The organism is Pseudomonas lalkuanensis, assembly GCF_008807375.1.
In the GTDB taxonomy this organism is placed as follows: domain Bacteria; phylum Pseudomonadota; class Gammaproteobacteria; order Pseudomonadales; family Pseudomonadaceae; genus Metapseudomonas; species Metapseudomonas lalkuanensis.
In genome coordinates, this window is the sequence record NZ_CP043311.1 from 2733690 (window position 1) to 2755930 (window position 22241).

The 22241-nt window shown below is 66.6% G+C and carries 11 protein-coding genes; 5 read left to right on the forward strand and 6 right to left on the reverse strand.

From position 1 onward, the window contains the following. Positions 1–65 precede the first annotated feature (65 nt). The 3 genes from FXN65_RS12775 to FXN65_RS28195 all read left to right on the forward strand — a co-directional run bounded on the left by FXN65_RS12775 (position 66) and on the right by FXN65_RS28195 (position 2169). Positions 66–338, forward strand: coding sequence for a hypothetical protein (locus FXN65_RS12775; protein WP_151133562.1), 273 nt, complete (start codon positions 66–68; stop codon positions 336–338). 141 nt (positions 339–479) lie between these two features. Continuing rightward, complete coding sequence (locus FXN65_RS12780; protein ID WP_151133563.1) at positions 480–2000, forward strand: flavin-containing monooxygenase; 1521 nt, start codon at positions 480–482, stop codon at positions 1998–2000. A 73-nt stretch (positions 2001–2073) separates the two neighbouring features. Next, the gene (locus FXN65_RS28195) at positions 2074–2169 is read left to right on the forward strand and encodes a zinc-binding dehydrogenase (protein WP_394351293.1); all 96 of its coding nucleotides are present in this window, start codon (positions 2074–2076) and stop codon (positions 2167–2169) included. A 7-nt stretch (positions 2170–2176) separates the two neighbouring features. Here the strand turns inward: FXN65_RS28195 and FXN65_RS12790 are convergent, their stop codons facing one another. Continuing rightward, positions 2177–3079, reverse strand: coding sequence for a LysR family transcriptional regulator (locus FXN65_RS12790; protein ID WP_151133565.1), 903 nt, complete (start codon positions 3077–3079; stop codon positions 2177–2179). Positions 3080–3174: 95 nt separating this feature from the next. Between FXN65_RS12790 and FXN65_RS12795 the strand changes: the two genes are divergently transcribed. Continuing rightward, positions 3175–3954: an SDR family NAD(P)-dependent oxidoreductase gene (locus FXN65_RS12795; protein WP_151133566.1), complete on the forward strand. Its 780-nt coding sequence runs from the start codon at positions 3175–3177 to the stop codon at positions 3952–3954. A 17-nt stretch (positions 3955–3971) separates the two neighbouring features. Continuing rightward, a complete protein-coding gene (locus FXN65_RS12800) occupies positions 3972–4730 on the forward strand; it encodes an SDR family NAD(P)-dependent oxidoreductase (RefSeq protein WP_151133567.1) in 759 nt (252 codons plus the stop codon). A 110-nt stretch (positions 4731–4840) separates the two neighbouring features. On the opposite strand, the gene FXN65_RS12805 is transcribed toward FXN65_RS12800, so the two are convergent. From FXN65_RS12805 to FXN65_RS28430, 5 genes are read right to left on the reverse strand one after another with little or no spacing between them, the layout of a single operon-like run. Beyond that, complete coding sequence (locus tag FXN65_RS12805) at positions 4841–6934, reverse strand: HlyD family efflux transporter periplasmic adaptor subunit (protein WP_178119436.1); 2094 nt, start codon at positions 6932–6934, stop codon at positions 4841–4843. 2 nt (positions 6935–6936) lie between these two features. Next, positions 6937–8277: an efflux RND transporter periplasmic adaptor subunit gene (locus FXN65_RS12810; RefSeq protein ID WP_151133568.1), complete on the reverse strand. Its 1341-nt coding sequence runs from the start codon at positions 8275–8277 to the stop codon at positions 6937–6939. After that, positions 8270–9049 carry an efflux RND transporter periplasmic adaptor subunit gene (locus FXN65_RS12815; RefSeq protein ID WP_151133569.1) on the reverse strand — a complete coding sequence of 260 codons (780 nt, stop codon included), beginning with the start codon at positions 9047–9049 and terminating at the stop codon, positions 8270–8272. The genes FXN65_RS12810 and FXN65_RS12815 overlap by 8 nt, the downstream gene beginning before the upstream one ends. Continuing rightward, a complete protein-coding gene (locus tag FXN65_RS12820; RefSeq protein WP_151133570.1) occupies positions 9033–10565 on the reverse strand; it encodes a TolC family protein in 1533 nt (510 codons plus the stop codon). Before FXN65_RS12820 ends, FXN65_RS12815 begins: the two co-directional genes overlap by 17 nt. A 20-nt stretch (positions 10566–10585) precedes the next feature. Then, the gene (locus tag FXN65_RS28430) at positions 10586–22048 is read right to left on the reverse strand and encodes a VCBS domain-containing protein (RefSeq protein WP_151133571.1); all 11463 of its coding nucleotides are present in this window, start codon (positions 22046–22048) and stop codon (positions 10586–10588) included. Positions 22049–22241 lie beyond the last annotated feature (193 nt).

The window sequence follows — 22241 nt, forward strand, 5'->3', positions numbered from 1 at the left end:
TCGCCTGGGTCGCCCGTCCTGTGACGGGTGGCCCCAGGCCCCGATTCCCATGCCCGGAGCCTGCCATGAGCCTGACGGTCATGATTTCCACCCGCCCCCTGGCTGCCGCCGCCATCGAACGGATCATCCACCAGTGCCTGCCCGGCGTCGCCTGGACCCTTGAGTCGATATCGGCCGATGGCAGCTCCTGGCGCCTGCACCTCGCCATCGACCCGTGCTCCGACCCGGCGTCCGATATGTTCTCGTCGATCATGGCCAACGGCTGGCTGACAGGCATCGAATTCGTGTCACCGGCACCGACCCATTGCGGGCTGTCGAAGGCAACGGCTTCCCAGTAGCGCTCTCGTGGGCGGGCGACACCTTCGCGATTCCATGCTTTTGGATAGTTCGGAAAGCGGCTTGTTGGAACCATAGTCCAGCTCTAGCCTCTAGCATGGCTTCGTCAGCCGTGGTCCGAACAACAAGCACAAGGAACCGCCATGACCGCCCAATCGAACCCCTCCCGGGACATCCTCGATGTACTGATCGTCGGCGCCGGACTTTCCGGTATCGGCGCCGCCTGTTACCTGAAGCGCGACCGCCCGGGCAAAAGCTTCCAGGTCCTGGAGGCACGTGACAGCCTGGGCGGCACCTGGGACCTGTTCCGCTACCCCGGCATCCGCTCCGACTCCGACCTCTACACCTTCGGCTTCGAGTTCAAGCCCTGGAAGGACGAGAAGGCCATTGCCGATGCCAGCGCGATCATGAGCTACCTGCGGGAAACCGTGGTCGAGCACCAGATCGAGCGGCACATTCGCTACGGCCAGCGCGTGGTGTCGGCGGACTGGCGCAGCGAGCAGGCCTGCTGGGAAGTGCTGGTGGAAGACGCGGCCAGTGGCCAGCGCAGCGTGGTGCCGTGCCGCTGGCTGTTCTCCGCCGGCGGCTACTACCGCTATGACCAGGGTTTCACCCCGGATTTCGAAGGTGCCGAACGCTTCCGCGGGCAACTGATCCATCCGCAGCACTGGCCGGAAAACCTGGACTACGGCGGCAAGCGGGTCCTGGTCATCGGCAGCGGGGCCACAGCGGTGACGCTGGTGCCGGCCATGGCCGACAAGGCGGCTCATGTCACCATGCTGCAACGCACCCCGAGCTACGTGATCCCGCTGCCGGCGAAGGACCCGATCGCGCTGCTGTTGCGCAAGCTGCTGCCGGAAAAGACCGCCTACGCTCTCGTGCGCTACAAGAACGCCAAGGTGGCGCTGGGCCTGTGGCGCTTCTGCCAGCGCTTCCCCAACGCCGCGCGGCGCATCATCCGCTTCGTCAACCAGCGCGCGCTGCCCAGGGGCTATCCGGTGGACGTGCACTTCAACCCGCCCTACAACCCCTGGGACCAGCGTCTGTGCGTGGTGCCCGACAGCGACCTGTTCAAGGCACTGCGCAGCGGCAAGGCGTCCATCGTCACTGACCATATCGACAGCTTCACCGAACAGGGCGTGAGGCTGAAATCCGGCGACGTGCTGGAGGCCGACATCGTCATCACCGCTACCGGCCTCAACGTGCAGGTGTTCGGCGGCGTGCAACTGTCGCGCGACGGCCAGCCCATCGCCTGGAACGAGACCGTGGCCTACAAGGGCATGATGCTCTCCGGTATCCCCAACTTCGCCTTTGCGGTGGGCTATACCAACGCTTCCTGGACGCTGAAGGTGAGCCTGCTCTGCGAGCACTTCTGCCGACTGCTGGGCTATATGGATGACCACGGTCATGCCGTCTGCCAGCCGTTGGCTCCAATCGGCATGGAGACCCGGCCGCTGCTGGATTTCGGCGCCGGTTACGTGCAGCGTGTCCTGGCCAACCTGCCACGCCAGGGCCCGGGCATGCCCTGGGTCATGTCCATGGACTACTTCAGCGATGTGAAGCTGCTGCGCAAGGGGCCTGTGGCCGATGCCTGTCTGCGGTTCTCCAGCGGGCCGGTGCAGCGGGCGGAATCTCCCGCCACGGTGGGAGAAGCACTGGGCTGAGTCCTGCACCCTGGGTTCCAGATCGGCGTGGTGTTCAGGTCATCGATGGATTGGCGTCGGGTGGCTGAAGCCGGTGATCGCCCGCACCTTCGGCTTCGAGCAGAGGGCCGAGGCCCATCGTTTCCTGGAGTCGAACCAGCAATTCGGCAAGATCCTGGTGACGCTCTGACGGCGGTTCAGGCCCTGCGGGGCTCGGCATCGAGTTGCTCGCGCATCAGTTCCAGGTAGCGTGCGGCACCGAGTCCGAGGGGGCGATTCTTGATCCAGATGATGTCCACCCAGAGCCGCAGCTGGCTGGCCATGTTGTCGAAGGCGACTTCGGTGAGCGCACCGGTTGCCAGCAGCGGCTGGACCAGCGGTTGCGGGAGGTAGGCCCAGCCGAGGCCGGCCTGGACCAGATCGAGGGTCGCCAGGTAGCTGTCGGAGAGCCAGACCCGGTGCGACAGCACGATCTGCGGATCGGACGCGGTGGGCTCGCCGGTGCCGACGATGATCTGCCGGGTATCCGCCATCTGCGCCTCGCCCAAGGGACATGAATCGTTTGCGGCGGCGAACCCCGGTGCGGCTACGGCCGTCAGCAACTGGCTGCCGGCCTCCAGGAATGCCTCGCGCTCATCGATGCCCGGCCGCTCGAACACCAGGGCCAGCTGCACGCTGCCTTCATGCAGCATGCGCACGGCCTCGGCCTGCGAGGCGGAGCGCACTTCGATCTGCAGCGTTGGAAACTCGCGGGCCAGGATCGCCAGCGGACGGCTCCAGGCACCGGTCTGCAGCTCCGGCGCCATCGCCAGCACCAGGCGTGCTTCCAGGCCCTGGTGCAATTGCAGGGCATGGGCATCCAGCAGGTTCAACTGGCTGGCGGCCTGCCGCGCCTGGGGTTCCAGTGCGTGGGCGGCGGCAGTGGGCAGGGCCTTGCGGGTGGAGCGGTCGAAGAGCTCCAGGTCCAGCTCGGCTTCCAGTTGCGAGATCGCCATGCTGACGGCGGAGGGTACGCGGCCGAGCTTGCGGGCGGCGGCGGAGAAGGAGCCGGCTTCGAGGACGGCGAGGAACACTCTCAGGGATTCGCTGGTGAAGGCCATGGCGATTGTCAGTTTTGCTGATGACGGTCGTCTTTTTCTATCAGGCTCGTGCACCTAATTTCTACTCCAACGACAACACGCGTGAGGAGCAGGAAATGACGAACAGGAGTTGGCAGGGCCAGGTGGCACTGGTCAGCGGGGCCGGCAGCGAACTGGGCATCGGCATGGCCATTGCCCGCAGGCTCGGCGCTGCCGGGGTGAAACTGGTGGTCACCGCCAGCAGCGCGCGAATCGCCGAACGGGTGGCCGAGCTGCGCGCCGAGGGCTTCGAAGCCGAGGGCAGGGCAGCGGACCTTACCGACGAAACCCAGGTTCGCGAGCTTGCCGCTTGGGCCGAATCGCTCTGGGGCCGCATCGACATTCTGGTGAACAACGCCGGCATGGCCATGCAAGGCAGCCCCGAACCTTTTGCCGAGGTTGCCGGCATGGACCTCGCCACCTGGAATCTTTCCATTGCACGCAACCTGACCACCGCCTTTCTGCTCACCCGCGCCGTGCTGCCGGGCATGCAGGCGCGGGGATACGGCCGCATCGTGCAGATCAGCTCGACTACCGGCACCCGTGGCAGCAATCCGGGCGAAGCCGCATACAGCGCCGCCAAGGCCGGCCTGGTCGGGTTGAACATGGGCCTTGCGCTGGAAGTGGCGCGCCAGGGCATCACCGTGAACAGTGTTGCACCGGGCTGGATCGGCACTGGTTCCAGCACGGACGAGGAGCGCCATGCGGCCAGCTACGTGCCGGTGGGGCGGGCAGGGCGCCCGGAGGAGGTGGCGGCGGCGGTGGCCTTCCTCGCATCGCCGGAAGCCAGCTACATCACCGGTGAGCTGCTGGTGGTGGACGGCGGCAATTGCCTGATCGAGAACAAGGCGCCGTGAGCCGGAGGGTCGTCGCCATGAACAGTCCCGTTGTCCTGATCACGGGTGCGGCCGGCGGAGTCGGCCGGGCGCTGGTCCAGCGCTTCATCCAGGGCGGCTGGCAGGTCTTTGCCACCGACCTCTCCGCCGAGGGCCTGGCGCGCTTGCAGGTGGATCATCTGGCCTGCGCCATCCTGGCCGGCGATATCCGGCGCCCGTCCACCTGCGCCGAGGCAGTGGCCGGCGCATTGGCTGCCTTCGGCCGGTTGGATGCGCTGGTCAACGCCGCTGGCGTCTGGCGTGAAGGCCCGGTGGACACCTTCAGCGAGGAAGACTTCGACCTGGTGCTGGATGTGAACCTGAAGGCCACCTTCTTCATGTGCTCGGCGGCCATCCCGCACCTGAAGGTGTCCGGGGGAAGCATCGTCAACATCTCCAGCGATGCCGGCCGCCAGGGCAACAGGAATGCCGCTGCCTATTGCGCGAGCAAGGGCGGCGTGACACTGCTGACCAAGACCCTGGCGCTGGACCTGGCGCCCTTCGGCGTGCGCTGCAATGCGGTGTCGCCCGGTGATATCGAAACCCCGATGCTGAAGTTCCAGGCCGAGCAGTACGGCGGGGGCGATCCCAAGGGGTATTACCGCGAGCTGCTGGCGAAGTATCCGCAGGGTGACCGGGCGTGCTTCATCCAGCCGGAGGAAGTGGCCGAATTGGTGTATTTCCTCTCTCAGCCGGGAGCGCGCTCCATCACGGGGGCGGATATGGCCATTGACCGGGGTGTGTCGGCGGGGAATTGAGCCTGGCGAGCCTGCGGCCCGCTTGGCGAATGAATTCGCCTCCACAGGAAGGGGGCGGAGTTCGTAGGTTGTGGCTGAGCGACGCGAAGCCCAACGAAGCGAGCACGCGCTCAGAACCCGCTTTCCCTGAGCACCACCGCCGCCACATGGGTGAAAGCCTCGGCCAGCAGGCTGCGGCGATTGCCTTCGATCTGCAGGTGGCCGCGGGTTTCGCGCAGGGTGGGCGGGGCGCTGTCCAGTTGCACCAGCACATGGAACAGCGGCGGGGTTGGTACCAGTTCCTTGCCGTGGCTGGCCACGCTCAGCGGGCCGCCGTAGCGGGAGGCGAGCATCGGGTGTTCGAGCTGGCTGACTCGGGTGCTGCCGATGGTCACCACTGTGCCGGTGATGGGCGTCGGCAGGCCTTCCGGATAGAAGCGCACGCTGCCGCCTTGCACCAGCCTCTGTACGTCGTCCTGGTCCACATAGGCATCTACCTGCCAGCGGCTCGGGTCCACCAGCATCCCGATGGGATCGCGGCTGTGCACCCACTGGCCGGGGCGCCAGTCCGGGTCGAGGTCCAGCCACTGCCCGGCGAAGGGCGCCTGGAGCCTGAGCCGGGCGATTTCCGAACGGGCTGCACGGGCTTCCTCGAACTGCACGCCGAGGCGCTGGCGGGTGGCCAGGGCCTGCTCGGCGCCGGTGGGGTCGGCGATCAGCCCGCCCAGGCGCGCTTCGTAGCTCTTCACGCTGGCTTCGCTGCTGGACACGCGCGAGGCGATGTCCGGCTCTTCCAGCGCCACCAGGGTCGCACCGGCTTCCACGGTGCCGGTGGGGTGGATGGCCTGCAGGCGGGCCGGGTAGGGCGCGAAGACCCGCAGCTGGTGTTCGGCGCGCGCTACGCCCAGGGCATGGATCTGGCTGCGCCAGGGCACGGCGAGCAGCAGCAGGAGCGTGGCCAGCACGCCCCACCAGAAGACGCGGCGGCTGCGGCGGATGGCGGCCCGGTTGGCCCACCAGTGTTTCAGTTCGCGCCAGACCGGCATGAGGATGAACCAGGAGATTTCCACGGCGAACAGGAGTATCCCGAGCAGTTTGAAAAAGAGCAGGTAGACCGCCACGGCGATGCCGAGGAACAGCACCAGGCGGTAGACCCAGGTCACCATGGCGAAGGCCACCAGGGCGCGGCGTCTGCCGGGACTGAAGACCTCCGGCCAGTCCTCTTCGAGGCCAAGCAGCACGCGCCGCAAGGTGGTCCGGGCAAGGGCCGAGGAGCGTTCGTGGAGGTTGGGGAAGTCCAGCAGGTCCGAGAGGATGAAATAGCCGTCGAAACGCATGAAGGGGCTTGCGTTCAACGCCAGGGACAGCACCCAGCTGGTGGTGGCCAGGTAGAGCAGGGCGTTGCGCAGGGGGCCAGGGTCCGACAACGCCCAGCCAAGGGTGGCCAGGCCCGCCAGGGCCAGTTCGGTGAGGATGCCGGCCGAGGCGATGGCCAGGCGTTGCCGCGAGCTTCGCAACTTCCAGCTCTCTCCGGTATCGGTGTAGAGCATCGGCCAGAGCACCACGAAGGCGATGCCCATGTGACCCACCCGCAGTCCCAGGCGCGTCGCCACCAGGGCATGCCCCATTTCGTGGAGTGTCTTGGCCAGGATCAGCGCCATGGCGAAGCTGACCAGCCCGGACGCGGAGAAGGACTCGACCACAGCCGTGGTGAAGCTATCCCATTGCTGCAGCACCAGTAGTATCCCCAACACGCCGAGTGCCACCACCAGCACCCCGGTGAGCGGCCGGAACAGCCAGTCCAACTGCCCGGCCAGGCGCTCGAGGTGCCGCTGCGGGCGCAGCAGCGGGACGCGGAAGAACAGGTAGTGATGCAGCCACCAGCGCCAGTCCAGCCACGCATTGCCTTCGCTGCGCCTGGCCATGCGCGACGTGGCGTCCGGGCTGGGGCGCAACAACTGGTGCTGTTCGAGGAACTGGCGAAAATCCAGCACCTGCCCTACATCCGGGCGCAGTGGCGTCTGCTCCTGGATGGCCTGGCAGATTCGCGCCGGCGTGCCTTCCCAGCGCAGCAGGCATTCGAACTCCAGCCAGCCGATGCGATAGAAGCGGTTCACCACCGTGTCCTGGATTACCCAGGCCGGCTCGCCGTCGCTACCCGGTGCGGTTTCCAGCAGGCGCAGGTCTTCCCGCAAGGCCGGCAGCGGCAGCTCGGCGGCATCGATCGTCACAGGCCGGTCCAGGCGCGCAGCGCGGCGAAGGGACGGCGCAGCAGGTAGTAACCGAGCACTACCCGTTCGCCATAGAGCTTGGCGGTGCCGTGCAGGCCGAGGCGGGCGTGCTCCGGCTGGCCCTGGACGCTGGCCAGCAGCCGGTAGGCCACCACGCCCTCATCGTTGGCGCGGGCCTGGTAGCTGGTTTCCAGCACCTCGCCCTTGAGCGGCGAGAGGGGGTAGGCGGTGAGGAACAGGGTGACCTCGGCGCCCGGTTCCAGGGCGATGGCATCGGCCACGGGCAGCTGGATCAGCATTGCCGGCTGTGCCGGGTCGGCCACCTGGAGGATGCGCTCCCCGGTCACCACCGGCTTGCCCAGCCAGTCATTGGGGTCGCTGAATACCGCCACTCCGGCGCGCGGTGAACGCACGCGGGTGCGTTGCAGCTGGGCCTGCACCGCCGCCAGTTCGGCGCGGCGCTGCTGGGCACGGCCATTGAGCAGGGTCAGCTCGCTCTTGCTCTGGGGGTTATCGAAGGCGCGTTGGCTGGCCGCCATCAGCTCGGCGTCGGCCACCGCCACTTCCTTGCCGAGGACCTCGGCACGGCTCTTGAGCGTGGTTTCGTCGAGACTGAACAGCAGGGTGCCCGCTTCCACCGGCTGGTTCGGCCGCACCTGCATGCGCTCGATCACCCCATCGATGGGCGAACTGACGATCTCCGCCTGGCGCGAGACGATTTCGGCGGGGGCGAGGGCTGTCTGCCGAACCGGTATCAGCATCAGCGCTCCGGCCACCGCCAGCGCTACCAGCAGCTGACGCTTGCTGGGCCGCCAGGCCAGCAGGCGTCGTTGGCCACCGAAGGCCGCCCAGCAGTGGGCCCAGGTCTGCCAGAGGCCATCCATCAGCGGCAGCAGGGTTTCCGCCGGCGGGGCTTCCAGGAGGAACAGCACCAGCCCGAGGCGCTTGCCGTCGCGGTCATGCAGGGGAATGCACCAGATTCCGCTGGGCCACCATTCGGCCCAGCCTTCGGCGATGTCCTCGGGCGGTTCCACGGCATCGCGGGCCAGCCAGCGAGGCGTCGCATCGGGCAACTGGCCGGCGAGCCAGCGGCTGGCGCGGCGCAGCCAGACCAGATAGGGCGAATCCTCGCTGGGCCGCGCCAGGCCGGAGACGCAGAGCAACTCCAGGTCCTCGCCGCGCTGGGCCAGCACCAGGCCCTGGTGGTAGCGCAGGAGCGCGTAAGGGTCGTTGGCGATGGAAAACGCCAGGGCGTTCAGAGAATCGGCGGCCAGGGCACGGTCGCGCAGGGCGGCCAGTCCCAGCAGCAATTGCGGATGTGGCAGACGATCAGTCATTGGCTTGCGGGAAGTGTGCGGTGCCGCTCATGCCGGCGATCAGTTCCGGGGGCTCGGCGTCGAGCCGGGCCTCCAGTTCCACGGTCTGGGCCACGGCGTCCACCCGCGAGTTGATGGCGCTGATATGGGCGCCATAGGACTTGCCCGTTTCCAGGATGCTCACTTCCAGCGGCAGGCCCGGCTTGAGCCTGGGCAGCAGGCTGGAGGGCACGTTGAGGCGGACCTTGAGGGCGCCGTCGCTGACCAGGTCGAACAGCGGCGTACCGGCGGCCACGGTCTGGTAGGGCTTCACGTGGACCTTGGCCACCCGCCCGGCGAAGGGCGCCTGTACCTGGCAGTAGCCGCTCTGGGCCTGGGCCAGGGCGCGGGCGCCTTCGGCCTTTTGCACCTCGGTACTGGCCATGGCCACTTCCAGGTCGCCCACCGCATCCAGCTTGCGCAGGTTGCGTTTAGCGTCGAGGTTCTGCTTCGCCATGGTCAGCTCGGCCACGGCCACCTTGGCGCGGGCCTGGGCTTCTTCGCAGTTGAGTTGGGCCAGCAGGGCGTTCTTCGCCACCTGCTGGCCGAGGGAGGCCTTGAGTTCGCCGAGTGTGCCGTTCATCTGGCTGGAGAGGGTGGTCTCCAGGTCGGCCGCGAGCAGCACGCGAATGGCGCCGGGGTCCCCGAGGGGACTGGCCGCCGGCGTGTCATCGGCCTGGGCGGCGGGGAGTGCAAGCAAAGGGACAAGGGACAGCAAAAATGCGAGCAGACGGCGCTCAGCGTTGTACGACATGCGGTGTTCCTTGTTGGTTGGCGAGGAGTTTGTCGCGTTGCTGCTCTTCCAGGGTGCGCTGGATTTCGCGGGCCAGGGTCGGGATGTCGTGCTTCTCGATCTGCTCCGGGAGGATGTCCAGGCCGATGGAGTTGTACAGCCGGCCCCAGGCCGCCTGGGCGCTGGAGTAAGCCGCTTCGCGCTGGTAACGGGACAGCAGGTAGCGGCCTTCGGCGCGGATCAGCTCCAGTTCCGAGCCATAGGAGGTGTTGCGCGCTGCCTGGGCGTAGTCCAGCAGGCTCTGGTCCACCCGCAGGCTCTGGTCGGCGAACTCCACTTCCTGGCGCGCCAGCTGGTAGCGCAGGGTGCCGACGCGCACCTGGGTGAGGATGGCCATGGACAGCGCCACTCGGCGCATGTCGTCAGTTTTCGCCTGGGACTCGGTGGCGTTGTTGAGCGACGGCAGTTGCAAGAGGCGCAGCAGGTTCAGGGACACCTGCAGCCCGGTTTCGGTCCAGTGGCTGTTGTAGAGGAACTTGTTGGAGTCGTACTTGTAACCGAAGTCTAGGCTGACGTTCGGCCAGAGCTGGGCCTTGGCGATCTTCAGGTCGTTCTCGTTGACCCGCTTGCGGTACCACTCTTCCATGATCTCCGGTCGGTTCTCCAGGGAGAGCTGTTCCAGCCGGTTGATGTCCTGCTTCAGCTCCGGCAGCGGCTGTTCGGCCTGGTCGGCGAGGACCAGCTTCGAACCCGGCGGCAGCGACATCAGCGCCGACAGCTCGGCCTGGGCGAACTCCAGGTCCTGGCGGCGCACGGTGAGCAGGTAGATGGAGTCCAGCAGGGCCCGCTGGTAGGCCAGCACTTCCTGGCGCGGCAACAGGCCTTTGGACTCTGCTTCCTGGGCGGAGAGCAGGGCCCGGTGGGTGCGCATCAGCAGGCGGTCCACCTGGGGCATCAGGCGCTGGGCGCCCACGGCGCGCCAGTACGCGTTGCGCACATCCTGCAGGACGTTCTGCGCCACCTTGCGACGGCGTTCCTCGGCCATGAGGATCTGGTCGCTCTTCTGCTGGGTGCGGTAGTAGGCCACGCCGAAGTCCAGCAGGCTCCAGGACAGGCCCAGGCCGTAGAGCTCGCGGTAACGCTCTTCGGAGGTGGATGCCCGCAGGCTTTCCTCGCGGTCCTCGATGCCGATGGAGGTGCCGCCGGAGTCGTTGTTACGCCCGGCATAGCCGGCCGAGGCCACCAGGCGCGGCAGCATCTCGTGGCTGGATACGTCCCGCAGGTCGCTGGACAGGGCGCTTTCCATCAGCTTGAGGCGGTAGTCCAGGTTGTACTTCAGGGCACGCGCGGCGGCTTCGTAGAAGGTGATGGGCGCGGTTACCGGCTCCTGGTCGGCGTACATCTGCGCCTGGTCCTGGACGATGCGCTGTCGGCTTTCCTCTTCCGTATACACGTGGGGCTTCATGGCCGAACAGGCACCTAGCAGGAGGCTGGAGGCGATGGCGGCGCTGAGGAGGGTGAGGGGCGTTCTTGGCATGGTCAGTCCTTGATTCCTGCTCATTCGGGGGTGCCGTTGCCGAGGGCGCGCAGGCGCTCGGCGGCCTCGCGCAACTGGGCGCGGAAACCGGGGGCGGTACGGGTGTCGGAAGGCGGTGGCAACTGTGCATCGCCCTGGGTGAGGTTCTCCGCGCCGGGGGCGAATACCGAGGGATCGGCCAGCAGGCCATCTGCGCTGAGGTTGATCCGGCCATGACGGCCGAGGATCCACGCCAGGTCCAGGTCGCTGTCCACACGGCTTTCGCGCACCGCGCGGGAAACGAACTGGCCGGGTGTCTGGCCAAGGCGGTTGCCGAGGGTATCGCTCTGGATTTCCGGTACCCGGCCCAGGGCCAGGTTGCTGCCGTCGGCCTCCCAGCTGGACAGGGTGAGAAGCCGGTCGTTGCGTTCCACCACCGGGCCCACGAAGACCACCGGGTCCACCACGGGCAGCGTCGGGCGGCGGAAGGGATCGCGGTCACCACGGTCGAAATGCGGGTCGATCAGGTTGCTTTCCGGGGCGGGGATGAAGGGGGCGGCGATGTCCAGGTCGATGACCAGTTGCGCCCGGTCCGTCGCCCCGGCACGGTCGCCAAGGGTGTAGGTGAAAACGTCCTGCAGCACGCGGCCGAGGCCGGCGGCACGCAGCACTTCGGGGTTGGTGAGGTCGATGCTGTACGTGTAGCTGCCGTCGGCATTGATCACCAGGGTGCCGAAGCGGCCCTGGATGGCCTGGCCGACCACGCCAGCCGTACCGCTGCCGGTCTCGGCGCCGGTGCGGATGCCCACCACCTGCAACTGCTCGCCGCCGTCCACATCCGAGTCGTTGGGCAGGACATTCCCACTGGCCTGTGGGGCCGGGGTCTGGTCGCTGGCCACATTGCTGTCGTCACGGGCGACGGGGTTGTCGTTGGCGCCCTGGATCAGCAGGTTCAGGCGTGCTTCGGACTCGGCGCCGCTGGTGTCGCGCATGCGGTAGGTGAAGACCTCACGCAGCGTCTCGCCGGCGGTGCGCAGGGCCTGTACCGTCGGATTGCTGTTATCCAGCACATAGGTGTAGCTGCCATCGGCGTTGAGGGTCAGGGTGCCGTAGCGGCCCGCCAGGGCCACGCCGGCACCGGCGCTGTTGCCCAATTCGCTGGTGGCCGAGAGCACTTGTCGGGTTTCGCCGTTGGCGACGCTGTCCACGTCCTGGTCGTTGCTCAGGACGTTGCCGGACGGATCGCTGCCGGGGATGTTGTTGCCCACGCCGCCAGCCTCCACCGCGGTACTGTCGTCATCCTGGGCGATCGGAGTGTCATTGCGGCCATCGATGGTGATGCGCAGCTCGGCGGTGTCGGTGGCCAGGTGCGTGTCGGCCAGGGTGTAGGTGAAGGTGTCCAGCAGGGTCTGGCCGCTGATGCGCAACGCCTGCACCTCGGCCAGGCTGTTGTCGACCACATAGGTCCAGCTGCCGTCGGCGTTCATCGTCAGGTCGCCATAGCGGCCGCGCAGCACCGTGCCGACGGTCCCGCTGGTGCCGCTGCCGGTTTCCGTGCCGGTGCGAATGCCGGTCACCGACAGCGGCTGCCCTTCCAGGTCGAAGTCGTTGTCCAGGACATTGCCGCTGGGGTTCACACCGGGGGCATTGTTGTTCAGGCCGCCCGCCTCGACGGCGGTGGCCTCGTCGTCGAAACCGTCCGGAGCGTCGTTGCGACCGACGACGATGATCGACAGCTGGGCCAGGTCGGTGAGCCCGCCGAGGTCCGTCACTTCATAGGTGAAGTGGTCCACCAGGGTGTCCAGCAGGTCGAGGGCGAGCACCTCCGGGTTGGAGATGTCGATGGTGTAGTGGTAGCTGCCGTCGGCATTGATCACCAGCGTGCCGTACTGGCCGACCAGCACGCTGCCGACGGCGCCAGCGGTGCCGCTGCCGTCTTCCGGCCCGGTGCGGATGCCGGTGACGGTGAGCTGGTCGCCCTGGTCGACGTCGCTGTCGTTGGGCAGGACGTTGCCGGTGGGGTTGAGTACCAGGCCGTCGCCGTTGTCGGTGACGCCGATGTTCAGGTCGTCCTCGGCGACCGGAGCGTCCCAGGCACCCTGGATGGTGATGGTGATGCGGGCAATGCTCAGGGCACTGGCGGTGTCGCGCATGCGGTAGGAGAAGACTTCCTGCAGCGTGTCGCCAGGCTTGAGTGCCTGGACCGCCGCGAGGGCGTTGTTCACCACGTAGTGCGACTCGCCATTGGGCTGCACGATCAATGTGCCGTACAGCCCGGCGATGCTCTGGCTGCCGGTGACCAGGGTGAATCCGTTGCCCCCCAGTTCATCACCGACGCGAATGCCGATGAGCGTCTTGGTATCGCCCGCGTCGACGTCAGTGTCGTTCGCCATGACATTGAGGCGCGGGTCGATGCCGAGGGTGCTGTTGTTGGTGCCGCCAGCCTCCACGGCGACCAGGTCTACGCGGATGGCATGCGGGTTGTCGTTGCGGCCCTGGATGGTGATGGTGAGGGTGGCGGTGCTGGCGGCGCCCGCAAGATCGCGAACGGTGTAGGTGAAGCGTTCACTCAGCGTGTCGCCAATGATGCGCAGGGCCTCCACCCGTGGATCGTCGTTATCGACGATGTAGGTGTAGCTGCCGTCGGCGTTCAGGGTCAGGGTGCCGTACTCGCCAACCAAGGCGCTGCCGATGGTGCCGATGTTGGCGCCCTGGCGTACATCGACCACGGTGAGCGTCTCGCCGAACTGGTCGACATCGGTGTCGTTGGCCAGGACGTTGCCGCTTGGGTCGACGCCGGCGAGGATGTTGTCGAGACCACCGGCTTCCACGGCGATAGCACTGTCGTCGTTGGCCACGGGGTTATCGTTGGCGCCTTCGATGGTGATGTTCAGCAGCGCAATGTCGGTGGCGCCGGCGGTGTCGATGACGCTGTAGTTGAAGGTGTCGATCAGCGTATTGCCGGCACGCAGGGCCTGCACGGCGGCCAGGCTGTTGTCCAGCCGATAGCTGTAGCTGCCATCGGCGTTCAGGGTCAGCCAGCCATACTGGCCGCGCAGTTCGCTGCCCAGGGTGCCCGCCGAACCTATGCCTTCCACGGCACCGGTCCGCACGGATTCCACCGCCTGGGTTTCACCGTAGTCGATGCTGTCGAGGGCTCCGCCGTCGATGTCGGTGTCGTTGTCCAGCACATTGCCGCTCGGGTCCACACCGGCGCTGCCATTGTTAACGCCGCCGGCCTCCACGGCCGTGGCGTCGTCGTCGGTGGCCACCGGGTTGTCGTTGCGGCCAAGGATGAGGATCACCAGCTGCGCTGACTGGGGCGCTTCCTGACCATCGGAAATCTCGTAGGTGAAGCGCTCGAGGAGGAAGTCCGACAGTTGGCGCAGGGCTTCGACTTCCGGGTTGCTGTTGTCCAGGACGTAGGTATAGGTCCCGTCGGCGTTCAGCGTCAGGGTGCCGTACTGGCCGGCGAAGGCCTGGCCGATCACGCCATTGGTACTCAGGGTGTCGTTGCTGATCGAGATCACGCTCAGCGGGTCGCCGTCCGGATCGACGTCGAACAGCAGGGCGTCGCCAGAGGGATCGATGCCCGCCTGGCCGTTGGCCACGCCACCGCGTTCAACAGCAATATTGAAGTGGTCCTGGGCAATGGGCGGATCGTTGACCCCACGGACGGTGATCACCAGTTGCGCCTGGTCGGTCAGGCCGTTGGTATCGACGATCTGGTAGGTGAATGTCTCGGTCAGGGTCTGGCCGGCCTGCAGGGCCTGCACCGTGGGGTTGGCGCTGTCCACGTCGTAGGTGAAGGAACCATCGGCGCCGATGCGCAACAGGCCGAAATTGCCAACCAGCAGGGTCGCGTTGGTGCCGCTGGTGGAGCCTGCGGCCACGCCGATCAGCACGCCGCCTGCGGTTTCCAGGCCCGAGCGCACGCCGTTGACCCTGAGCTGGGTGTTGGGTCGGTCGGCGGCGTCGACGTCGTTGTCCACGCCGTTACCTCCGGGCTGGGTGACCGGGCCGGGTCGGCTGGGGAAGCGGATGACGTTGCCGCTGGGGTTGCTCTCGCCAATGGCGCTGGGGCCGGAACCGGCCTGGGCCACGGCACGGTCATCGCTGGCGACGGGGTTGTCGTAATTGCCGCGCACGGTGATGCGCAGCTCGGCAAGGTCGTTCAGGCCCGCCGCATCGGTGACCTGATAGGTGAAGATGTCGGACAGCGTGTCGTTGGGGCCCAGCCGTTGCACAGCGGTGCTGTTCTCGTTGATCGCATAGCTGTAGTTGCCATCGGAACCGATGGTCAGGGTGCCGTAGGTGCCATTGATGCTGATGCTGCCGCCAGTGGGCACGATGATCATCAGGCCGGGTACGATCTCGCGCAGGGCGCGAATGCCACTGACTCGCTTGGTTTCGCCGTAGTCGATCGGGTCCGCCGGGTTCTCGCCGCCGTCCACATCCAGGTCGTTGTCCAGGACATTGCCGGTGGCGTTGGCGCCGGGAACCGGGAATCCGGGCGGAGGGTTGTCGCCGGGGTTGGCGATGTCGGTGTTGTTGACGCCGCCTTTCTCGATGGCCGTACCCGCGTCATTGATGCCTGTCGGGGTGTCGTTGGCACCCTGGATGACCACCGAGAGAGTGGCCGAGGATTGCAGCGGCGGCCCGCCGATGCCGATGTCCGAGATCACGTAGGTGAAGTTCTCGGTCAACTGCTGGGAGGCCAGGCGGAGCGCCTGCACCTCGGGATAGGCGTTGTCGACGATGTACTGGTAGGCGCCGTTGGCCTGGATCACCAGCTTGCCGTAGCGACCGAGCACTTCCACCGGGCCAAGCGCTGGAACCGTGACCACCACGCCAAGCGGAGAGGTGACCGATATGACGTTGAGCTGGTCGCCGTTGGTGGCGATATCGATATCGGTATCGTTGTCCAGCAGGTTACCGCGCGGGTCGATGCCCGCAATGATGTTGGCGGTGCCGCCGGCTTCCAGCGCCGTGGCGTCATCGTTCACGGCGTTCGGCGCGTCGTTCACCGGGTCGAGGCGAATCACCAGGAAGTCGCGGTCGGTGCGTGCGTCGGCCAGTTCGCCGGGAATGCCGTTGCCGTTGAAGTCGCCATAGTTGCCCAGGTCGTTGGTCACCACTTCGAGGAAGTCGACGCCATTGAAATCCTGGTTGCCCAGGTAACGAAGGCCGGCGAGGGCGGCGTTGATGTCGGCGATCCGGCCCACCAGCACCAGGTTCGCGGTACCGGCGCCGGTGACCGTCACCCCGGTGGTTGCGCCGGTGAACGACAGGGTTCCGCGCAGCACTTGGAGGCTGACCTGGATGGCGCGACCGTTGACATTGGGATCGCGCTCGGCGTCGACGTCGCTGACGCTGATACCCGGAATGGCCAGCGGCGTGTCCTCCAGGCCCTGCTGGAAGCCCGGCAGGCTGTTGACCGGTGCATCGTTGATTTCCACATAGCCGGAGTTGGCCTGCTGAGTCGCGCCTTCACCGAGGGTCACCCGGACCTGGCCGAGGGTGCCGCCGTCGGTGTCGATGCGTACGCGCAGCTCACCGAACTGGGCGATGCTGTTCACCGTGGTGGGCGCATCGATGCGGTACAGCCCTGAAGGCAACACGCCGAAGCTGAAGCGGCCATTGGCATTGGTGGTCGTGGTAAACGTCTTGTCGTCGCCATTGCCGAGCACACCGTCTTTACCGGCCCAGATCAGGTTGATGGTCTGGTTGGCGATGGCCAGCTCGTAGGCCGGGGTGCCGGGAACCGGGTCGGGGTCGGGCGTCCTGTCATTGGGGGCGGTGGCGGCCGTGTCCGTGTCGTTCCACAGGGTTCCGCTGATGATTCCGAGGCCGGCGCCTTCGCGAAGCACGTAGTTGTTCAGGGTCGTACCGTCCGGACCGGGGCCGTCCGCGCCGGTACGCTCGCCCGCAGCGGTGCCGTCGGCGCCGACTGCCGTGCCACCCCAACTGGTGAAGGTTTCCGGCAGGCTGCTCCAGCTCAGGGTGGCATCGGTGCTGGCGATGGTCGCGCTGTTCGGCACCTGCACGCTGTAGACCACGCTGACGCTGGTGCCGGGGTTGATTTGCGCAATGTCCACCGTCACGCCGCCCGTGGTGCTGAAGCTGACGCCGGCCGGCAGGTTGCCCGGCGTGTAGGTGGTGCCGCCGATGGTGATGCTCAGCAGGCTGTAGTTGCTGCCGGTGGGGAAGCCATCTGTGAGGTGCACGTCGTAGGCCGGCAGGCTGCCGTTGGAGGTGAAACCGACCGTAACCGTGGCGGTGCCGAGAGTACCGCCGGGGTTGGCGTTGAAGTCGGTGACCGTCTTGTCCAGGTTGGTGAAACCGGGTTCGACGATGCGCTCGAACAGGGTATCGCTGGTGGTGCGGACAATGCCGTTGACGCGGTCATGCACCGTGACGCCAAGCTGCTTGGCGCTCTGGTTGCCGAGGCTGTTGTCCACCCGGGCGTTGAACTCGAAGACCACGCCTTCGAGGTCGTCGTCGTTGCTGTCGTTACCGGTGCCAAAGGGGCCGTTGGTGAGGTTGCCGAGGTTGAGGGTCACGATCTGGCGACCGTTGGCGTCAGTGTCGAGCACCACGTAGATCGGGTTGATCACGCCGCCAGGGGCAGCGCCGGAAAGGTCGGGCGTAATCAGCTGGGCTTGCGGGCTGTCCTCGTTGCCGATGATATGCAAGGTGCCGCCGATGATCAGGTCCCCCAGGCTGGTCACCAGCCCGCCATCGGATATGAAACCGATGCGCATGGTGCTGAGGTCATCCACCGTCAGGCCATCGTCCAGGGTGATGATCAGCTGGTAGTTGGGGTTGCTGCCCTCGGGCACCAGCACGGCGGCACGGTAGCGGATGATCTCGCCGATGCTCACGTTCTCCACGAGCGCGTCGGTCGGGTTGGGCGCGGCGGTGTCGGATAGGCCGCCGACACGGGAGAAGCGGATGGCCTGGGCCACCGGGATGATCAGGGCGCTGCTGCGCTGGTAGTCGTTCAGGACACCGCTATTGAGCAGGCCGTCGAGGCCGGTGCGTTCGCCGGCGGGGTCGGCGGCGCCGTTGATGTTGCTGCCGTTGAGGCTGCTCCAGCGGACGTTGGCGAGGTTGTCGAACTCGGCCACGGAGGCGCCGGTGGCGTTCACCACGCCGGTCACGCGGATGACGAGGGTACCGCCCTTGGCGATGTCGACATTGCCGGTGTTGATCAGCGTGCGGCCGGTCGGGTCGAGCCTGAAGCTGGCGCTGATATCGGTACTGACCCCGCCCAGGGTATAGATCGCGCTGACCACAGTGAGCTGGTCCATTTCGGTGGGCAGCTGGCTGGAGAAGGCGATGTCGAAGGCGTCGTAGTCACTGCCGGCATTGCCATTGGCGATGGTGATGCTGAAGTCGACCCGGTCGCCCTCGTCGAAGCCCAGGCCAGGGTTGGTGATCAGCTGCTGGGTGAGCTGCAGGGTCGGTTCCTGGATGGTGATCGACGGCTTGGTACCGGTCAGGTTCACATCGCGATTCAGCGGCGTGGCGCCGTTCGGAGTATTGCCGTCCGGGTCGCTGTAGCTCAGCCGGGCGTCGTTCTGGCGCACGCCGCCGGCCTGGTTGCCAATCACGTTGCTGGCCACCAGGCGCACGCGGATGACGAAGCTGTTGTTGCCGGTGTTGTTGTCGCCCGCAGCACCGGCGGCGGTGAAGGTGAAGCGCGCGTCGACGCCGTCGGCCCCCAGGGTTCCGCTCGGGGCAGTGAGGCTGCCGATGGTGACGGTGCCGGCGAAGTTGGCGGTCAGCGCGCCACCAGCCGTGGTGATCAGCTGATAGCCCTGGTTGGCGTTGAAGCTGGTGTCCAGGCGCAGGCCGTTGGGGATCAGGTCGTCGATGCGCAGGCTCTGGGTGGTGCCTTCGGGCAGGGTGACGATGATGTCGTAGAGCATGCTCTCGCCGACCACCAGGTTCGCGCCCGTGGTGTGGGTGGCGCTGGAGTCGCTGTTGTCCAGGCTGCCGCCGGCGAAGTTCTTGCTGATGACCGGGGCGCTGACCTGCTGGTTGGCGATGTCGGAGAGCGGGGCGGGAACGAAGTTCTGTCCGCCTTCGGCGCTGGCGTAGTGGGTGAGCTGGGCGGTGGTCTGCAGGGATGCGCTGGCACCGATGTTCGCCGCCACCTGCACGTCGTAGGTGATCACCACGACATTGGCGCCGCTGTTGTCGGCGGCAGTGCCCGGGCGGCCGGCGAGCAGGGCGCCAGCGCCGGGGGCGTCGATGAAGGTGACGGTGTTGGTGGCGTTGTCCACCGTGAAATGGGTGCCGGCCACCAGTTGCGTGCCGTCGCCGCGATAGATCAGCAGGTTGGCGGCGGAAAGGTTGCCGCCAACGAAGGACAGGCCCGGCGGGAGGGTGATGCGAGTGCTGACGTCGTAGGCGCTGCCGCCGCCACGGTTCTCGATGGCAGTGGCCAGGCGCAGGCGGTCGCTGGCATCGATGCCGGTGACGTTGCCATTGACCGCCAGGATGTCGGTGATGCTGCCGCTGAAGGGCCTGCCGGCGGTACCCGGTGCGTTCCAGGTGCCGGTGGTGCCGGTCACCGTGCCGTGGCTGGCGGACACCACACCGTGGCTCATGTTCAGCACCGGCTCGGCCACCGAGGCGATCAGGGTCACGTCGTCGGTGGTGAGCAGGACGCTCTTGTCCAGGGTGCGGGTCTGGCTCGATTCACCCAGCACGTTGAAGGCGCGCTGGTCAGCGAAAGGCTGGTCGCTGACGGTCAGGGTGAAGTCGATGGCGATGCGGCTGCCGTCGATGCCGGGGTTGACGTAGTCGGCAAAGGTGAACACCAGGGAGTTGCCCGGGCCGATGGTGACCGATGTGGGGCTGTTCGGGTTGGTGTTGCCGGTGGCCAGACGCCAGATGGTGTTGGGGTCGATGCCGGTCAGGTCGAACAGTGGCAGCGGCAGGTACGCAGTGAGCTTGAAGTTCTCGTAGTCGCCGGTGACCAGGTCATAGCTGAGGCGGAAGGTGACCGAGTCGCCGGGCCGCAATTCGGTGCCAGGTGCCGGAGCGCCGCCACCATTGAGGTCGGCCAGGTCTATCTGCACCTGGCTGGTGGGAATGGTGCTGAGGGTACTGGAGCCGTCGCTCTCGTCGAAGCCGCTGAGGTTGTTCGGGTCGAACAGCACAGTGGCCGTGACCGTGGCGTTGTTGCCGAAGGAGTCGCCTTCATTGATCTCGCTGTGAGGGGCGCCCGCCGGGGGTGTGTAGCTCTGGGCGACGCGCGCCTGGTAGGCGATCACCGCCAGGGTGGCGCCTTCCAGGAGGTTATCGAACGCCAGGTCACCGTTGAGCCACTGACGGGCACCGAAAGCATTGGCCAGGGAGGCGCCGACATCGAAGACGATGGACGTACTGCCATCGGCATTGACGATGGTTTGAGAAAGCAGGGCGATCGTCTGTGTAGCGCCGTTCTGGCTGATGGTCAGGGTGGCGGTGCCGGGAATCAGGCTCTGGCCGTCGCCGAGGCGGTCGAAGACCGCAAAGTCACCGGAACCGTGGAAGGTCTTGCCGAAGGCGAAATAGTCGGAGAGGGCGATGTTCAGGTTGTAGTTCAGGATGTCGCCCGGACTGAGGCCGGTCGTGCCGAGATCGGTACGTACGCTGACCTGCTTCTGCAGGGTGATGGACTTGGCGACGAAACTGACGTCGTCTCCGCTTCCATTGAAGATGATCTGGCCGTTGGTGGCGTCGCGCGGGTCCAGGGGTTGCCAGCTGCCGGCGGCCGTGGGGGCGTCAAAGGTGATGGTGACGTCGTCGCCGGTGGCGGCGTTGAGTACCGGGACGCCGTCGGCATCGGATTCCGGGACGAAGAAATTCACGCTGGTGGTCGTGGCGCCGGTCAGCGTCGGGTAGCGGACGGTGAACTCACGGATATAAAGGTCGTTGCTGAGGTCGCCGTCGTTGTTCTGCGCGAGGATGCGCTGGATGAATGTCGGGTCGGTGATGGCACGGCCGTCGTAAAGGGTGATCGAGGTGATGGTGCCGCCGCCACCGGGCGAGATGGCGGTCACTATGACGTTGTCCGGAACCGGCTGGACCAGCACCACGTCGGTCAGGGTCTGGGAGTCGGCCGGGGTGATGATGACGTCCAGTTCGCGGCCATGGTTCGGGCCGGTCGCGGTTTCGCCTTCGGGCGTGGTGATGACCTGGTCGAAGGTGATCACCGTCGGGTGCACCACATAGCTGTCGGCGTTGGCCGAGGGCTCGAGGATACTGGGGTCGGTCGCCGGGTTGTTCAGAGAGTCGTTGCCGTACTGGAAGCCGCTGCGCGCACGGATGGTCAGGTCCGGCGTAGTTCCGGAGAAGGAAAAGTCGGTGTCGGCCAGATCGCTCAAGGACGCAGTCACCTGCACGGTGATGGGGGGCTGGCCCTGGGATACGCTGGCGAAGGGCAGTTCGACCACCACCATCTGGTCGCCCGCCTGCATGCCGAAATCGGCGGCGTTGATGATCAGCGGCTTGCCGTCGGTGCCCACCGCCAGTGGGTGGCTGGCCTGGCCATTGGCGTCGAAGGTCAGCACATGCGCGGTAAGGTTCTGCCCGAGGTAGGTGGCGGAGACGAAGGTGATGCCATCGTCGATTTCCGCGCCCGCACCGTCCTTGCCGGTGGCGGGGAAGAACAGGTCGATGAAGGGCGCGTAGCCGGCGTCGGCGCTGATGTTGTTGAAGGTGACGTCGAAAGCGAAGGTGTCGCCCAGCAACACATCCGCACCGCCGGTAAGGGTGGTGCTGGGGCCGGCAGCCAGCAGGCGGTCGTAGGCCGCTGTGGCGCTGGCGGCGAGGGCAATGGGCCTGTCGATGTCACCGCTGGTGACTTCCAGGTCCCAGTCGCCGCCGGCATGGGTGCTGCCGGTATCGTCGCTGGAGGCCGCGACATCGGCGCCGGTCCAGCGTGCCAGTTCGTTGACCAGGGTGCGCCCGGCGCTGCCTTCACCCACCTTGCAACCGTACAGCTGAATGTCGGCCCCTTCGCTGAGGGACTGGCTCCATTGGCTGAGGGGCTGGGCGAACTGGTCGATGTTGTCGGCAGTGAGGGTCGTCTTGCCGAGGGTGAACTCGCCGGACGCGCCGTGTGACAGGATCTGGATGGAGTCGACCTGGCCAAGTTTCGCGAGAGCGGCGGAGATGGCCGCCAGTCCATCCTGATTGGCCTCTACCACCAGCACGTCGACATCGCCGGGGAGTTGCGCGGTCAGTTGTTCGCGGCCTTCGATGCGGCTGTCCAGCACCAGCAGGTGCCGGCTGGCGGACTGCTGCTGACCGGGTTCGCTGCGGGCATCGTTGGGGGTGGCATGGTCGGTGGTGGCCTTGCCGGCATCACCGTTGTCCTGGTGCTGCTGGTCAACCGCTGCGGCGGCGGCACCGTCGAACAGAATGCGCGGCTCCAGGGCCATGGCGCGGCGCTGGGGCCTGAATACGGGCGGCACGCGCGCGCCGGTCTTGGTATCGATATCCATATGTTCACCAAGGGACCTGCCGCGCTGGGCAGGCCGTTGCAGTTGAAATTTCAGTGCTACCGACTTCCTGTCCGGAAGTGCCAGACAAGGTCTTTGTTCAATCGGCGATGAATCCGAACGACGCTTTTCCCTGCCCCGAAGGAGCCGCAGGGCGGCGAGTCAGGGGAGGGCGCTTGAGTGTGTCGGGTTCGTC

Bases quoted from the DNA above. Each gene is read 5' to 3' on its own strand.
- FXN65_RS12775 (WP_151133562.1), top strand. From the start codon at position 66: ATGAGCCTGACGGTCATGATTTCCACCCGCCCCCTGGCTGCCGCCGCC.
- FXN65_RS12780 (WP_151133563.1), top strand. From the start codon at position 480: ATGACCGCCCAATCGAACCCCTCCCGGGACATCCTCGATGTACTGATC.
- FXN65_RS12790 (WP_151133565.1), bottom strand. From the start codon at position 3,079: ATGGCCTTCACCAGCGAATCCCTGAGAGTGTTCCTCGCCGTCCTCGAA.
- FXN65_RS12795 (WP_151133566.1), top strand. From the start codon at position 3,175: ATGACGAACAGGAGTTGGCAGGGCCAGGTGGCACTGGTCAGCGGGGCC.
- FXN65_RS12800 (WP_151133567.1), top strand. From the start codon at position 3,972: ATGAACAGTCCCGTTGTCCTGATCACGGGTGCGGCCGGCGGAGTCGGC.
- FXN65_RS12810 (WP_151133568.1), bottom strand. From the start codon at position 8,277: ATGACTGATCGTCTGCCACATCCGCAATTGCTGCTGGGACTGGCCGCC.
- FXN65_RS12815 (WP_151133569.1), bottom strand. From the start codon at position 9,049: ATGTCGTACAACGCTGAGCGCCGTCTGCTCGCATTTTTGCTGTCCCTT.
- FXN65_RS12820 (WP_151133570.1), bottom strand. From the start codon at position 10,565: ATGCCAAGAACGCCCCTCACCCTCCTCAGCGCCGCCATCGCCTCCAGC.
- FXN65_RS28430 (WP_151133571.1), bottom strand. From the start codon at position 22,048: ATGGATATCGATACCAAGACCGGCGCGCGCGTGCCGCCCGTATTCAGG.